Below are 15,586 nucleotides of genomic sequence, written 5' to 3'. Positions count from 1 at the left end.
CCACCTACGTAGCACCCAAAGTCAAACCATGTCAACGACTGCCAGTACTGACGTCGCACTGATGCTCCTGCAACTGATCGCCCTGACGATTCCGCCGGTCGTCGTCCTGATTCGATTGCTGAACCGCTCGGAGAACCTCACGTGGCAGTTCCGAAAGCTGAGCTTTGGCCTCGTGGTCTCGAGCGTGGCGCTGTTGATCGCGGCCGCGATCGCAGTCATGGCCTACTTCGTCGCGAGCGTTCAACTGCCCGGAACCGTCGTTGTCGGGCTGTTACTCGTCATTATCGGACTCTTTCCGCTCGGGGCCTTCCTCGCCATTCTCTACCGAGAACACCGGAAGGAATACGGCCCCTGACGCCGCTCGCTACGCTCGGATCTGGCCGGCTGCGGGTTCGATCCCCGCGCGTAGTTTCGGCGGTTCCGCCGCCGATGACGAACCGATGTCCAATCACACCCCACCGAACACTGACGGCGGTGACGAATCGAGTCCCAACGACAGTGACGAGCCGCTTCCCGACGACGGCGAGCACCCGGCGACGGACGACGGCACAGACCCTCAGCCGTTGACGAACCTGACCGGCTTTAAGCGAGATCAGCTGTTCGTCATTCGGATGCTCGCGGACCGCAATCCGCACGGCCTCGTTATCAAGGACGAACTCGACTACTACTACGACGATGAGATCACCCAGGGACGGCTCTACCAGAACCTGGCGGAACTCATCGAAGAAGGGTATGTCGAGAAACATCCTCTCGACGGCCGAACCAATGCCTATCGGCCGAGTACGCGCGGCAACGAGCGCCTCGAGGAACACTACGAGTGGGAGCGGCGCTGTCTCTTTTGCGACTGCCCATGAGCGTCAGCCGTCCGCGTTCGCACCGGGTAGCGGTCGCGGACGGCTACTCGAATCAGCGCCGCAACTCGACCGTGTGAACCGGCTTAACCGACCGGTTCGAGGTCGACCGATGGGTTCGGTCGACTGACCGAACGGGTCGGCCGAACTGACGACCCGATCCATTCACGATGACAACAGACACAGATCCTGCCAACGACGAACAGAGTCGGACAGATCCCGATCTCGACGCCCCATGGACGTACGCGATGACCGCCGCGCGGCGGCTCTCGCTTCCAGACGAGATCGAGCAGCGACTCCTGTATCCGCGTCACCGCCAGCGGATCACGGTCCAGTTCGAGCGCGACGACGGCACGCTCGGCACCTGTGATGGCTACCGTGTCCGCCACGACGGCGTTCGCGGACCGTACGTCGGACCGCATCGATATACCCCTGGGCTAACCGGTGACGATTGCGCCGGGCTCGCGGCCGCAACGACCGTCAGCGCCGCGCTCGCAGGAATCCCGTTCGGCGGCGCGGCGGGCGGGGTCGCGGTCGATCCGGCGACCCTCTCGCGGGACGAACGCGTCCGCCTCACCCGATCCTACGCGGCCAGCGTTACCGGCGTTGGTCCCGACAGCGACGTCTTCGTCCCGGACGTTGGGACCGACGAGCGCACGATGGCGCAGTTTGCCGACGCCGTCGCCGACCGTGTCGACGGTCCGCGCAACGCGACGGTCGCCGGCAAACCGCCGGCAATCGGTGGATTCCGAGAGATCACCCGGGCGAGTGGGCAGAGCATCGCCCACGTGACACAGGACGTCCTCGAGACGGACCGCGACCGGTCGCTATCCGACGCGACGATCGCCGTCTACGGTACCGGCCCCCTCGGCGCGACGGCCGCCCGCCTGCTCGAGTTTCGGGGTGGCACCGTCGTCGCGATGTGCAGCGATCAGGCCGGCCTCACCGCTCCCGACGACGAGGACGGGCTCGACGCGGACCTCGCCCCGAGCTATCTCGAGCGGCCGGGAGCGCTCGCCGAGTACGACGACGGAGAGATGATCGGTACCCGGAACGTCCTCGAACGGAACGTCGACGCGCTGGTCCTTTCGGCACCCGCGACGGTGGTGACCGCGAAGAACGCGGACGCGATTCAGGCCGATCTCGTCGTCGAAGGCGCGACAGGGAGTGTAACCCCCGGCGGCCAGCGCGCCCTTGAAGACCGCGATATCGCCGTCATTCCCGACGTGCTGGCGACGGCCGGGACGATGATCGCGGCCCACCTCGAGTGGGTCCGGAGCGTCGGTCGCGACCGACAGAGCGACGCCCGCGTGAGCAACGAGTTCGGCTACGCGCTCACGGACGCGGTCGATGACGTTCGAGACCGCCGCAAGCGGTGCGAACTGAGCTGGCGAGAGGCCGCCTACAGCGTCGGCGTCTCGCGAGTCGCAGCGGCACACGAGGTGGTGCAATGATCGACCGGTTCGACGAGTCACTGTCCGACGCGATCGACTGGCTCCAGCGCGTCAGCCCGGTGGTAGCGGACGAGGGCGACGAACCCAGCGGGAACGGCGACGCCGAGGGAACGCGGCGGTCCAACGGTGGGTCCGCGACCGAGGGTGAACCCCGCTCCGACGAGCGCGAGCGCGCCGACGAACGGCCGACCGGGAACGAAGCTGGCGACGAGAGCGATGACGAGCGAGGCGGCTGGTCGGCGGTCGAGTCGCCGACATCGCGGACGCTCCACGGCGTCGCTCACGGACAGGACGGCCCCTACGCCTGCGGCGAAGGTGGGCTCTTGCTCCACCGGACCGCTGAGGGGTGGCGCGTCCTCCTCGAGCGCGGGCCGGGCGTCTCGGAGAACACCCTCCGATCTATCGCGACGACCGACGACGACTGCCGGCTCTGGTTCGCCGGCGATAGCGGCGCGCTCGGCTACTATGACGTGGCCGACGGCCACCTCAGCGACTACTCCGCGCCGATGGAGAAGACGAGCACCTGGGAGGCGATCGCCGTCACCGGTTCGACCGGCGAAGAGCGGGTACGGGTCGCGAACGGCTCCGGGGAAGTCCTCGACTGTCTCGTCGAAGACGGGTGCCCAGTCTGGGGTGACGTAGTCAAACCCGGCGGCGGGTCGACGATCCCCGGCCTGACGGCGGGGCCGGACGGGTTCTACGCCGTCGACACGAGCGGTGGGGCCTACTTCGAATCCCGGAACGACGAGTCGGCGGACAGCGACGCCGCAACTGACAACTCGACGGATAGCGGTCCCAGAGACGGCGAGCCAGCGGATACTGAACCCACGGACAGCGATCCGGAAGACGAGTGGGAGCGGATCGGCGTCCGAAACGCACAGGTCGACTTCCAGGACATCTGGGCCGACGACGGCTCCGTGTTCATCGCCGGTGCCGACGGAATCGCCTACCGGTACGACCCCAAGTGCGAGAACTGGACTCCGCTCTACGTCGGGCAGGGGGCGCTTCAGGCGATCCGGTCGGTCGGAACGGACGCGATTGCGGTCGCGACCGGTGGCCGGATCTACGAACGCGAGAAGAGCGTCCGCTGGACCGAACTCGAGGCTCCCACCGAACAGTCGCTGCTGGACCTTGCGCTCGCCCGCTCGAGCGCCGACGTCGATGACGGGCTGGCGACCGTCTCCGTTGACGTCGCCGTCGGCGCAGGCGGTGCCATCCTCGAGCGTGATCGACGAGATCGGTCGAACGGTAGCGACAGAAGTCCGTAACCTGCCACCGCGATTGCGACGGCCAACACCCCGTCTCCGGGGCCGACTCCGAATCGAACTGACAGCCCGTCGACCGTCCCGCTGCGCACCCGATGATTTCGATAATACATTCCCGTTCAGTGATCGTATCGATTTCGACACCCTCCCGGTCGCGGACACGCTCGTCCTCTCGCTGTCCGCCCTGCTGTGGCTCGTCCTCTTCGAGGAATGGCTCCCCGGGCTCGGACCGGCCCCGGCCGGACTCGAGGCACCGATGCGCGCTCCCGGCGTTCCCGAGGCGCTGGCCGCGGCGAACGGATTTGCCGGCGTCGCGGCGTACCTCCTCATGTGGGGACGATGATGCTGGCGATGATGCTCCCGGCGCTCGTCCCCGCCGTTCGTCGGTATCGGGACGTCTTGTGCGACGAGCCGTCCGTCTTCCTCCCCTCGATCGCCGCGTTCCTCGGGGCGTACGGCCTCGTCTGGACGCTGGTCGGCGCAGTCCCGCTGGCGATCGAGTTCCTCGTCTCGATTCACGGCCTACTGACCGCGACGGTACTGGGCGTCAGCGTCGGCACGTTCGTGGTCGGCGGGCTGCTCGCGTTCGCCGGCGGCTACCAGTTCACGTCGCTGAAACGCGACGTCCTCGAGCGGTGTGGCTGCTGTCGGTCCGTCCCGCACCGTCCCGCAGCCACCCACATGGCTCGCGACGGCCTCGAGTACGCTGTGAACTGCGTCACCTGTACCTGGCCGCTATTCGCGCTCATGGTTGTGCTGGGTACGATGAATCCCCTCGTGATGGTCGGCCTGACGCTCGTCGTCTCGCTCGAACGGCTGGCTCCCGACGGCGAGGACGTCGCTATTGCTCTGGGCGTGGTACTGCTCGGAGCCGCCGCGTTCACGCTCCTGTTCGGTGTTCCAGGTCTCTGATCTCGGGTCCAACTCACTACTGGGAGCGCCCGGTTCACTGCGCTCGTCTCGGTCATCGTACTCGGGCACTCACATCCCGTTCGTCCGCCACAGCGGTGTCGGTATCGGAAGCGTTTCCGACGACGGTCACCCGTTTTTGAACTGCGATACGATAGACGAGAAGGCGTGTTAAATGGCAACAAGCACCGCTAATTGTTCTGGCAACGATACCGCTCGGTCCCGATCGTCTACCGAATCGGCGCGGCGTTCGTGTTGGGATCGATCGTCGGCTTGCTCGTCGGTGAGCCCGCGACGAGGCTCGACCCGCTCCAGTCCCTTTCTTCGATGTAGTTGCCATGCTCACTCACCAGACTAATTGCGGACCGTTGCACGAGGGCGTGAAAAGTGCTGGGTCAATGCGGGGCAGCCCGAATCAGATACTAGAACGCCCCCTCCTCCCAGAGTATAACGATTCCCCACACCGTCGGGAGAGACCAGCCCGTCAACAGGACGGCGACCCGGTGTCTACGGCGCGGTTGAATTCCTGCGACCCCAGTTCTATCGCGCGTCCTCGAGTTCCTCGAGCGCTTTGGGATTCTCGATGCTGCTCATGTCACCGAGGTCCTCGTTGGTATAGGTGGCCTGGATGGCCCGCCGAATGATCTTGCCGGACTGCGTTTTGGGGAACTCGTCGACGAACAGCACCTCGCGCGGGCGGAACGGTTTCCCGAGTTCCTCGCCGACCTGAGCGCGCAGTTCCTCGCGGAGATCGTCCGTTTCCTCGACCCCCTCCTTGAGGACGACGTAGGCGACGACGGCAGTCCCAGTGGTGTCGTCGGGCGCACCGATGGCGGCGGCCTGGTTGACGGCCTCGTGGTCGATGAGCGCGCCTTCGACCTCCGCCGGACCGACCTTACGCCCGGCGACGTTGAGCGTGTCGTCGGCCCGACCGTGGAGGAACCAGAAGCCGTCCGCGTCCTTCTGGGCCCAGTCGCCGTGGTTCCACATGTCCTCGAAGGTCGACCAGTACTCGTTGAGATAGCGCTCGTCGCCCGACCACAGCGACTTGGTCATCGACGGACAGGAGTCTCGAGCGACGAGGTAGCCGCGCTCGTTGTCCTCTCTGATGGAGTTCCCTCGCGATCGACGATATCGATATCCATCCCGAGACCGGGACCGCCGAGCGTACAGGGTTTGAGCGGTTCCGTCGGCATCGGCATCAGGAAGCAGCCACAGATTTCGGTGCCGCCAGAGATGTTGATGATCGGGCACTCGCCGCCGCCGATGGTCTCGTAGAACCAGTGCCAGGACTCGGGGTCCCAGGGTTCGCCCGTCGAGCCCAGAATCCGCAACGAGGAGAGGTCGTGGCCCTCGAGCCAGTTGTCCTTTCCAACTCCGGCGGAGCCGGCTGGCCCGTCAGACGTCGTCTGACGCTTGCCGTGCTTTCGGAGCGCACGAATCGCGGTCGGTGAGATGCCGAACTGGGTGAGGTTGTGGCGGTCGATCATCTCCCAGAACCGATCGGGCTCGGGGTAGTCGGGCGCGCCCTCGTACATGAAGACGGTCCCGCCGAACGTGTGGGTGCCGATCAGGCTCCACGGGCCCATCATCCAGCCGATATCCGAGACCCAGAAAAAGCGATCCGCGGGTTTGAGATCCATCCCGAAATAGACCTCCTTGGGACACTGGACCTGGATGCCTGCGTGTGTGTGAACGATTCCTTTTGGTTTCCCAGTCGTGCCCGACGAGTAGAGCAGCATCGACTCCTGGCTCGAGTCGAGTGATTTCGTCTCGTACTCGTCGTCCTGCGTTTCGACGGCGTCGTCCCACCACTCGTCGCGGTCGTCTGTCCACGGAATTTCGTGTTCGCTCGTCTTGGCGCTTGAGCCAAGCCGATCAAAGACGATCGTCTGCTCGACGTGGCCGGCCTCTGCGATCGCCTCGTCGGCCGCGGACTTGAGAAAGATCGGGTCGCCGCGGCGGTAGAAGCCGTCGCCGGTAAAGAGCACGGAACACGCCGAATCCGCGATCCGGGTGGCGGCCGCGTCGACGCCGAAGCCCGAGAAGATCGGGACCGCGATCGCGCCGACCTTGAAACAGCCATAGAGGATCGAGACGACCTCCGGTACCATCGGCATGTAGAGCCCGACGGTGTCGCCCGTTCCGATGCCGCGTTCCGCGAGTGCGTTCGCGACCTGATTCGCTTGCCGGTGGAGTTCGTGGTACGTTATCTCCCGAATCTCTCCGTGTTCTCCCTCCCAGATGGTCGCGACCTTGTTTCGTCGCTCCTCGTCAACGGCCGCGTGGCGATCCACGACATTGTGGGCGATATTGAGTTCACCGCCAGGGTACCAGTCGGTGAACTGCGGCCCCTCGCTATCCTCCCGGATCTCGTCGTACGCCTCATAGAACTCGATCCCGAGGTAGTCGACCAGTTCGTCCCAGAACCAGTCGACGCCGCTGTCGGGCTCGCCCTCGAGATCCGTCGTCGTCCGTTCGATCAGTTCCTCGTAGTCGTCGATACCGTACTCCTGCATGAAGTCATAGACGTTCGTGGACTCGACGAACTCCTGGCTGGGCTCGTGAGCGATCTCGTCGATGTCCTCGAGACTAGGACTAGTGTTTCTCGCCATCCTTACTTGGTGGTAAGAGACATGCCACCATCAAACAACAGGTCACCCCAGGGTGTCGTTCCCGATCGGCGATATCGGACGGAGTCCACATCGATCGATTCCGACAGCGCCGTCGCACAAGACTGCCGAGCAGACAACCGACGGTCGCCTCGTTGAGACTCGCTCAATGACGGATCTCGACCGTCATTGGCGCCCTCTCTGATGTCTCCCCCATCGACCAAGGGCTCGAGCCGCCGTCCAGAAACGGTGACGACCGTCTCGAGCGGGCGAGACGCTGCTTGCGAGCGGCAAGGGTTTTTTGCTACTCAGTGGGTATCAAGACGACATGAGTACTCGAGCGGACGCGGACAATGCGGTATTCTGGGGGGATGTCGACGACGATGTCGCGCTCAACCGCTATCGGACGCTCGTCAACACGATCGACGACGGAATCTACCAGCTCGATGCCGACGGGCACTTCGTTGCGGTCAATGATGTTATCGTCGAGACGACCGGCTATACGCGCGAGCAACTCCTCGGCGAGCACATCTCGCTCGTGCTCGGGGACGACGATATCGACCGTATCAAACGCGAAGTCGCGAGCCAGATCGAGGCGAACGACGACGACGATATCGCGACCTTCGATCTCGCCGTTCGAACCGTCGACGACGACACGATTCCGTGCGAACTGCGCGTCAATCTGTTGGTCGAGGACGGCGAGTTCCAAGGGACCATCGGCGTCGCTCGCGATCGCTCCGAGAAACACCGTCGACAGGACACGCTCACATCGGCAGTGGCATCCTATGAATCGATCACCAGCATCATCGACGAGGCCGACATCGGCGTCGTCGTCCTCGACGAGGAGTACGAAATCGAGTGGGCCGACGAGACGATCGAACGATATTTCGACCTCGATCGAGCGGCCCTCATCGGGCGAAACAACCATACGGTGGTCGACGATGATCTCAAACACCGGTTCGCCGACCCCGGCTCGTTCGCGGCGACCGTCCTGTCGTCGTACGATGACGATCGCTACGTCGACCACTTCGAGTGTCGGGTCGTCGGCGACGGGGATGACTACGAGGACCGCTGGCTCAGGTACCAGAGCAAATCAATCGAATCGGGCGAGTTCGCTGGTGGACGGGTCGAGTTCTATTACGACATCTCCGAGCAGAAGCAGTCGGAAGCGGACCTTCAGGAGAGCGAAGATGCGTTTCAGTCGCTGGTCGACGCCGTCGAGGAGTACGCGATCTTCCGGTTAGATACGGCGGGGACCGTCATCAGTTGGAACAGGGGCGCACACAAGATCAAAGGATACGACCGCGAGGAGATCATCGGCGAACACTTCTCGGCGTTTTACACCGACGCGGATCGAGCGGCGGACGTTCCCGAACGGAACCTCGAGCGGGCGCTCGAGAACGGCTCCGTCGAGGACGAGGGGTGGCGCGTCCGTAAGGACGGCACGCGGTTCTGGGCGAACGTCACGATCACGCCGGTTCGGGACGACGACGGAACCCATCAGGGCTATCTGAAAGTGACCCGTGATATGACGGATCGGTGGGAGCGCGAGCAGGAACTCGAAAGCGAACTCCAGCGTATCCTCGGGCGGATTTCCGACGCGTTCTACGCGGTCGACGACGAGTACCGGTTCACGCACGTCAACGACCGCGCTGCGGAACTCCTCCAGCACTCCGAGGCGGAACTCCTCGGGGAGCGACTTTGGGACGTATTTCCGGACCTACACGAGATCGACCCGGTCTGGGACGCCTTCCACACGGCCTTGGAAACACAGGAGCAGACCAGCTATGAGCTCTACTACGACACGCTCGATTTCAGAGTCGAGGCGAACCTCTATCCCTCCGAGACCGGTATCTCGGTGTACTTCCGCGACGTCACCGAGCGCCGGGAACGCGAACGCGAACTCGAGGAGTCCGAACAGCGTTACCGCACCCTCGCGGAGCACTTCCCGAACGGGATCGTCACCCTATTCGACCACGACCTCGAGTACACGCTGGCGGCGGGGCAGGGCTTCGACAAGATACCGGTGGACCCGGCGGAAGCCGAGGGAGAACAATTCGACGATGTCTGGCCTGACGAGACGAGCGACGTGCTCGAACCGGTGCTCCGAGCCGCACTCGAGGGCGAGGAGCGATCGGTCGAACTCGAGTACGCTGACCGCGAGTGGGTGATCTACACGGTCCCGATCACCGATAACCGGGGCGACGTCTTCGCCGGGGTGACGATGGCCCACGACATCACCGAACGGAAGGAGTACCAGAGCAGACTCGAGGAGACGATTTCGCGACTCGAGGAGTCCAACAAGCGCTTAGAGCAGTTCGCCTACGCGGCGTCGCACGATCTACAAGAGCCCTTGCGGATGGTCTCGAGTTACCTCCAGCTCATCGAGAACCGCTACGCCGACAAACTCGACGAGGACGGTGAGGAGTTCCTCGCATTCGCGGTCGACGGTGCCGACCGGATGCGTGACATGATCGAGGGGCTACTGGCGTACTCTCGAGTCGAGACGCAAGGAGACCCGCTCGAACCCATCGACCTCGATTCGGTCCTCGAGAGCGTGTTGGCGGACTTACGGCTCCAGATCGAGGAGACGAACGCAGACATCGAGACCGAGAGCCTGCCCCGCGTCGATGGTGACGCCAGCCAGTTGCGGCAGGTGTTCCAGAACCTCCTGAGTAACGCGATTGAGTACAACGGCGACGAGCCACCGCGGATTTCCGTCGACGCCGAGCGCCACGGACAACAGTGGACGATTTCGGTCCACGACGAGGGCATCGGGATCGATCCCGCGGATCAGGACCGCGTGTTCGAAGTCTTTCAGCGTCTCCACAGTCGGGAGAACTATTCGGGTACCGGGATCGGCCTTGCCCTCTGCCAGCGGATCATCGAACGCCACGGCGGAGAAATATGGGTCGACTCCGAACCGGGTGAAGGGGCGACGTTCTCGTTCACGCTGCCCGTAGCGGAGAACACCGCGCAGTGACACGACCACGACAGGCTTCTAGCTACGCGGACCCGCCTGACGGACACTGAAACTGCCGCCCGTCTCGAGTGAGTCGGTCACTGCCGGTAACGTACTAAATATAAATAACCTATGCTAGTCTGACGTACGTTTATGTGGCCAGACGGACCCCTAGCGGATATGTCGAACAATCGCGTCGAGCAGCTCGAATCAACGGTTGCGGAACTCGAGTCGACGGTAGAAGGCCTGACGGACGAACTCATCGAGGCAAAAGAGCGGATCCGCGTGCTTGAGGCGGAGCTCGATGCCGACACGCCGACGCGCGTTCCCGAACGCCGCGGCGAAGAGACGGGAACGACGACGGTCAACGAGAACGAAACACCCGAAGCCGAACCCAATGAAGTTGCCGAGGCAGCGGCCAACGCCGAGAGCGAAGAGGAGACTGCTGGCGACGAAGCGGAAGACTCAGGTAGCGACGACATCATTGTTGCATAACTGCGGATGACGCCGTGAGCGGGGAAACGCGGATGGTAACTTCACCCCGATTGACGGCTGCTGGCTATACGGAGGTCTCGCAACAAGATGTATATCAAGGCGATCGTCCTCGACGATTTCAAGAGCTTCGGCCGAAAGACGAAGATCCCGTTTTACGAGGATTTCACGGTCGTAACGGGCCCGAACGGTTCCGGCAAGTCGAACATCATCGACGCCGTCCTCTTCGCGCTCGGGCTGGCCCGGACCCGCGGGATCCGCGCCGAGAAGCTGACCGACCTTATCTACAACCCCGGTGACGAGGATGCGGACACCTCGAGTGGCCCCCGCGAGGCGACCGTCGAGGTCATCCTCGACAACTCCGAGGGCACCCTCGAGCGCTCGCAGGTCGTCAACGCCGCGGGGAGTGAGGACATCGGCGATATCGACGAGATTCGTATCCGTCGCCGGGTCAAAGAGACCGAGGACAATTACTATTCCTACTACTACCTGAACGACCGCTCGGTCAACCTCTCGGACATTCAGGACCTGCTCGCACAGGCGGGCATCACGCCGGAGGGGTACAACGTCGTCATGCAGGGCGACGTCACCGAGATCATCAATATGACGCCCTACGCCCGCCGGGAGATCATCGACGAAATCGCGGGCGTCGCGGAGTTCGACGCCAAGAAAGAAGACGCCTTCGAGGAACTCGAGACGGTTCAAGAACGGATCGACGAGGCCGAACTCCGCATCGAGGAGAAACGCGATCGGCTCAACCAGCTCGCGGACGAACGCCGGGAAGCCATGCGGTACCGGCGGCTCCGCCGCGAGAAAGAGGAGTACGAGGGGTACAAGAAAGCCAGCGAACTCGAGGAGAAACGCGCCGAACTCGACGCCGTCCAAGACGAGGTCGATGACCTCGAAGACGAACTTCGGGAGCTCCAGCGCGAACTCGACGAGCGCGAAGGCAAAGTCGTGCGCTTACAGGAGGATCTCGAGGATTTAAACGCCGAGATCGAGCGCAAGGGCGAGGATGAACAGCTCCGGATCAAAAGCGAAATCGAGGAGATCAAAGGAGAGATCTCGCGGTTCGAGGACAAGATCGAGGCCAGCGAGGAGGCGATCGAGGACGCCGAGTCCGAGCGCCGCGAAGCCTTCGTCCAGATCGACCGCAAGCAGGAGACGATTGACGACCTCGCGGACGAAATGCGCGAGCACAAACTCGAGAAGGCCTCGATCACGAGCGAGATTCAGGAACGCGAGCGAGAGCGCGACGAACTCGAGGCCGAGATCGAGGCTGTTGACACCGAGTTCGACGAGCTCAAGGCCGACCTCGCGGAGCACAAAGACGAACTCGAGGAAGCGAAGACCGAGAAGAACGACCTCCAGCGCGAGCAAGACCGCCTGCTCGACGAGGCTCGACGGCGCTCGAACGCCATCGAGGAGAAAGAGGGGACCATCGAGGAGAAACGCGAATCGATCCCCGAACTCGAGAGCCAGCGAAGCGACTTAGAGCGAGAACTGGAGAAGGCCGAGCGGAACCGCGCGAACATCGCGGAGGTTGTCGACGACCTGAAAGGCGAGAAGCGCCGGCTCCAGTCCGATGTCGACGATCTCGACGACGAAATCCAGGCGAAACAACAGGAGTACGCCGAACTCGAGGCCAACGCCGGCGAGAGCGGCGACTCCTCGTTCGGTCGTGCGGTGACGACGATCCTCAATTCGGGAATCAACGGCGTTCACGGCGCGGTCGCACAACTGGGGACCGTCCCCGGCGAGTACGCGACCGCCTGCGAGACCGCCGCGGGCGGCCGGCTGGCCAACGTGGTTGTCGACGACGACGTTATCGGCCAGCAGTGTATTGAGCACCTCAAGTCGCGCAACGCGGGCCGAGCGACCTTCCTGCCGCTGACGGACATGAGCCAGCGCCGGCTGTCATCGGCTCCAAGCGATCCGGGCGTCGTCGGCTTCGCGTACAACCTTGTTGACTTCGACGATGAGTACGCTGGCGTCTTCTCCTACGTCCTCGGCGATACGCTGGTCGTCGAGGACATCGAGACCGCCCGTTCGTACATGGGCGACTACCGGATGGTCACCGTCGATGGCGACCTCGTGGAGAAGAGCGGTGCGATGACCGGCGGCTCCGGCGGCGGCTCGCGGTACTCCTTTACCGGCGGCGGCGAGGGCCAACTCGAGCGCGTCGCCAAACAGATCACGGAACTGCAAGAGGAGCGGGAATCCCTCCGCGAGGAACTCCGCGGCGTCGAGGAGCGCCTCGACGACGCTCGCGATCGCAAGAGCGACGCGGCCGACGAAGTCCGCTCGATCGAGTCCGAGCTCGAGGGGCTCGACGACGAGCGCGAGGCCATCGAGGCAGAGATTGAGGACTTGCAAGAGGGCTTGGAGGAACTCCGCGAGGAGCGGGAATCCGTCGACGAGCGGATGAACGAGATTTCCGCGGCGATCGAGGCGAAGACGGCGACGGTCGAGGAACTCGAGGGCGAGATCGACGAGCTCGAAACCGAACTCGCGGACTCGAAAATCCCTGAGTTGACCGACCAGATCGAGGAACTCGAGGCGGAGATCGACGAACGCGAAGACCGGGTTCAGGAACTCGACACCGAACTCAACGAGTTGAGCCTCGAGAAGGAGTACGCCGAGGACGCCATCGAGGACCTCCACGACGATATTGAGGCCGCCCAGAACCGCACGGCCGAGCATGAAGACCGGATCGAGGAGTACGAGGCGGATATCGAGACGAAACGCGAGGGGCTCGAGGAGAAACGTGAGGCCGTTGCGGAACTCGAAGAAGAACTCACGGAGCTGAAAGCCGAACGCAGTGACCTCAAGGAGGAGCTCTCCGAGGCCCGGACGAACCGCGACCAGCAGCAAGACCGAGTCAACGCCGTCGAAAGCAAACTCGAGGACGCACGCGAACGTGCGAACAGCCTCGAGTGGGAGATCGAATCGCTGGAGTCCGAGGTCGGCGACTACGATCCGGAGGACGTGCCCGACCACGAGACCGTCCTCGAGATGATCGAGTACCTGCAGTCGGACATGGAAGCGATGGAGCCCGTGAACATGCTCGCAATCGACGAGTACGACGAGGTCCGCAGCGATCTCGACGACCTTGAGGAGGGGAAGGAAACGTTAGTCGAGGAGGCCGACGGCATCCGCGACCGAATCGAGCAGTACGAGTCCCAGAAGAAGCAAACGTTCATGGACGCCTACGATGCAATCGCTTCCCACTTCACCGAAATCTTCGAGAAGCTCTCGGAGGGGACCGGGTCGCTGCACCTCGAGAACGAGGAGGACCCGTTCGACGGCGGGCTGACGATGAAGGCACAGCCGGGCGACAAGCCGATCCAGCGCTTAGACGCCATGTCCGGCGGCGAGAAGTCGCTGACTGCGCTGGCCTTCATCTTCGCGATCCAGCGGCACAACCCGGCCCCGTTCTACGCACTCGACGAGATTGATGCCTTCCTCGACGCGGTCAACGCCGAACGGGTCGGCGAGATGGTCGAGGAACTCGCCGGCGACGCCCAGTTCGTCGTCGTCTCCCACCGCTCGGCCATGCTCGACCGCTCCGAGCGGGCGATCGGCGTGACGATGCAACAGGACAACGTGAGCGCGGTGACCGGGATCGATCTGAGTAGTGGGGAGGTTCCTGCTGATGACTAGGGAGCCGCTACGCGGCTCCGATATGTCGAGCGGGGAGCGAAGCGACCCGCGAGACAGCGAGGGCTCCGAAGAACCAGAGGCGACGCAGGAGCCCTCGAACAAAGCGAGCGGCGATAGGAGTGAGCCGCGAGCCGTCGACAGCGACCTACGAACCGACGGCGGCGACGACATTCCCCTCGATATCACCGGCCATGACGAGCGGGAGCGTCCGAGCGAGTCATCGCCGGGCTCCGTTCTCGAGCCGAAGTCGGGCGCGAGCGCAGGGAGCGACAAGGGCCGCGAGGACGAGTCCGGTGAGTCTATCCTCGAGTTCACGGACATCGAGACGGCCGACGGTGCGGAAGACGAGGACGAAGTCGAACCCGTCGAACTGCTCGTGCAACTCGCGAAGGACGGCGATATCGACCCGTGGGACATCGACATCGTCGACGTTACGGACACGTTTCTCGAGGCGATCGAGGACGTGGATCTGCGGACGTCCGGACGGGCGCTGTTCTACGCGAGCGTCCTCTTACGGATGAAAAGCGACGAGTTGTTCGCGACCGACGAGCCGGACGAAGAGGAACTCCCGCCTTGGGAAGCGCCCTTCGCCGAAGACGGGGCGATGGACGCGGCGGGCGACGATGAGCGGGAGTATCCGCCCGGGTTCGATCCCGTCGAGAACCTCGAGGAAGAGATGGAGCGCCGCCTCGAGCGCAAGCACGCCCGCGGGAAACCGGAGACGCTGGACGAGCTCGTTCGAGAGCTCCGGTCCGCCGAACGGGGCACATGGTGGAAGGAGTCCCGAAGTTACGACACAAGCGACTCGCCAAAGGGGTACGACCGCGGCGTTCAGGAGCTGAACTACCACTCCGGCGACGACTTCCGGGTTGACGACGAGCCGACAAGCGACGACGTCACGCACACGACTCACGAGGTGGACATCGAGGCGGTTATCGACGACGTCGAAACCGAACTCGAGGTCCACTACGAGAACGGGCGCGACGAGGTGCTGTACGCCGAGATCGACGACGTCGGTGGCTCTCGTGTGATGACCTATCTCGCCCTCCTCTTCCTGGCCCATCGAGGCCGAGTGACCCTCGAGCAGGACGAACTGTTCGGCGATCTCTGGATCAGAGACGACGCAGTGGCGTCGGACACGAGCGAAGCAGTCGCCAGCTGAGTGATTGTCTCGACTGTCGTCGCTCGGCTCGAGTAGCCGATAGAAGTCACAGCTCGTAGTAGCCGTTCTACACGGCGGTCGCCTCACGTCTCGACGGGATTTTCAGGAGATCACGGTATCACTTCGGATTGTGCAACCGGTATGCGGTAGTGCGCGCTGTCCGCGAGGCGCGACCGGAGAGCGCCTCGGAAGCAAACGGAGAGCGAAGCGAGCCGT

General features: G+C 63.6%; 10 protein-coding genes and 1 pseudogene. 10 read left to right on the top strand and 1 reads right to left on the bottom strand.

Going from position 1 to position 15,586, the window contains the following annotated elements; translation table 11 throughout:
• Nucleotides 1-28: 28 nt before the first annotated feature.
• The 6 genes from K6I40_RS14750 to K6I40_RS28485 all read left to right on the top strand — a co-directional run bounded on the left by K6I40_RS14750 (nt 29) and on the right by K6I40_RS28485 (nt 4,482).
• Nucleotides 29-355 (top strand): hypothetical protein, encoded by a 327-nt coding sequence (locus K6I40_RS14750; protein WP_222919785.1) that lies wholly within the window; start codon nt 29-31, stop codon nt 353-355.
• A gap of 85 nt (nt 356-440) precedes the next feature.
• On the top strand, nt 441-854 hold the full coding sequence (locus tag K6I40_RS14745) for a PadR family transcriptional regulator (RefSeq protein WP_222919784.1): 414 nt from the start codon (nt 441-443) through the stop codon (nt 852-854).
• A gap of 167 nt (nt 855-1,021) precedes the next feature.
• Nucleotides 1,022-2,305, top strand: coding sequence for a Glu/Leu/Phe/Val dehydrogenase dimerization domain-containing protein (locus K6I40_RS14740; protein WP_222919783.1), 1,284 nt, complete (start codon nt 1,022-1,024; stop codon nt 2,303-2,305).
• Nucleotides 2,302-3,573 carry a hypothetical protein gene (locus tag K6I40_RS14735; RefSeq protein ID WP_222919782.1) on the top strand — a complete coding sequence of 424 codons (1,272 nt, stop codon included), beginning with the start codon at nt 2,302-2,304 and terminating at the stop codon, nt 3,571-3,573. Before K6I40_RS14740 ends, K6I40_RS14735 begins: the two co-directional genes overlap by 4 nt.
• Entirely contained in the window at nt 3,530-3,913 is a 384-nt protein-coding gene (locus tag K6I40_RS28490; protein WP_255682184.1) for a hypothetical protein, read from the top strand. The genes K6I40_RS14735 and K6I40_RS28490 overlap by 44 nt, the downstream gene beginning before the upstream one ends.
• Nucleotides 3,910-4,482 (top strand): DUF2182 domain-containing protein, encoded by a 573-nt coding sequence (locus K6I40_RS28485; protein WP_255682147.1) that lies wholly within the window; start codon nt 3,910-3,912, stop codon nt 4,480-4,482. The genes K6I40_RS28490 and K6I40_RS28485 overlap by 4 nt, the downstream gene beginning before the upstream one ends.
• A 537-nt stretch (nt 4,483-5,019) precedes the next feature.
• Here the strand turns inward: K6I40_RS28485 and K6I40_RS14725 are convergent.
• A pseudogene (locus tag K6I40_RS14725) lies at nt 5,020-7,094 on the bottom strand (AMP-binding protein).
• Nucleotides 7,095-7,419: 325 nt separating this feature from the next.
• Between K6I40_RS14725 and K6I40_RS14720 the strand changes: the two are divergent.
• From K6I40_RS14720 to K6I40_RS14705, 4 genes are all read left to right on the top strand, one after another.
• The gene (locus K6I40_RS14720) at nt 7,420-10,074 is read left to right on the top strand and encodes a PAS domain S-box protein (RefSeq protein ID WP_222919781.1); all 2,655 of its coding nucleotides are present in this window, start codon (nt 7,420-7,422) and stop codon (nt 10,072-10,074) included.
• 159 nt (nt 10,075-10,233) lie between these two features.
• Nucleotides 10,234-10,548, top strand: a complete 315-nt coding sequence (locus K6I40_RS14715) for a hypothetical protein (RefSeq protein ID WP_222919780.1) — start codon at nt 10,234-10,236, stop codon at nt 10,546-10,548.
• Nucleotides 10,549-10,635: 87 nt separating this feature from the next.
• Complete coding sequence (gene smc, locus K6I40_RS14710; protein WP_222919779.1) at nt 10,636-14,208, top strand: chromosome segregation protein SMC; 3,573 nt, start codon at nt 10,636-10,638, stop codon at nt 14,206-14,208.
• A complete protein-coding gene (locus tag K6I40_RS14705) occupies nt 14,201-15,370 on the top strand; it encodes a ScpA family protein (RefSeq protein WP_222919778.1) in 1,170 nt (389 codons plus the stop codon). The genes smc and K6I40_RS14705 overlap by 8 nt, the downstream gene beginning before the upstream one ends.
• Nucleotides 15,371-15,586: the final 216 nt, after the last annotated feature.

This window comes from Natrinema sp. SYSU A 869 (assembly GCF_019879105.1).
In the GTDB taxonomy this organism is placed as follows: domain Archaea; phylum Halobacteriota; class Halobacteria; order Halobacteriales; family Natrialbaceae; genus Natrinema.
This window is presented reverse-complemented; position numbering and strand designations above follow the sequence as displayed.

Bases quoted from the DNA above. Each gene is read 5' to 3' on its own strand.
- K6I40_RS14750 (WP_222919785.1), top strand. From the start codon at position 29: ATGTCAACGACTGCCAGTACTGACGTCGCACTGATGCTCCTGCAACTG.
- K6I40_RS14745 (WP_222919784.1), top strand. From the start codon at position 441: ATGTCCAATCACACCCCACCGAACACTGACGGCGGTGACGAATCGAGT.
- K6I40_RS14740 (WP_222919783.1), top strand. From the start codon at position 1,022: ATGACAACAGACACAGATCCTGCCAACGACGAACAGAGTCGGACAGAT.
- K6I40_RS14735 (WP_222919782.1), top strand. From the start codon at position 2,302: ATGATCGACCGGTTCGACGAGTCACTGTCCGACGCGATCGACTGGCTC.
- K6I40_RS28485 (WP_255682147.1), top strand. From the start codon at position 3,910: ATGATGCTGGCGATGATGCTCCCGGCGCTCGTCCCCGCCGTTCGTCGG.
- K6I40_RS14720 (WP_222919781.1), top strand. From the start codon at position 7,420: ATGAGTACTCGAGCGGACGCGGACAATGCGGTATTCTGGGGGGATGTC.
- K6I40_RS14715 (WP_222919780.1), top strand. From the start codon at position 10,234: ATGTCGAACAATCGCGTCGAGCAGCTCGAATCAACGGTTGCGGAACTC.
- smc (WP_222919779.1), top strand. From the start codon at position 10,636: ATGTATATCAAGGCGATCGTCCTCGACGATTTCAAGAGCTTCGGCCGA.
- K6I40_RS14705 (WP_222919778.1), top strand. From the start codon at position 14,201: ATGACTAGGGAGCCGCTACGCGGCTCCGATATGTCGAGCGGGGAGCGA.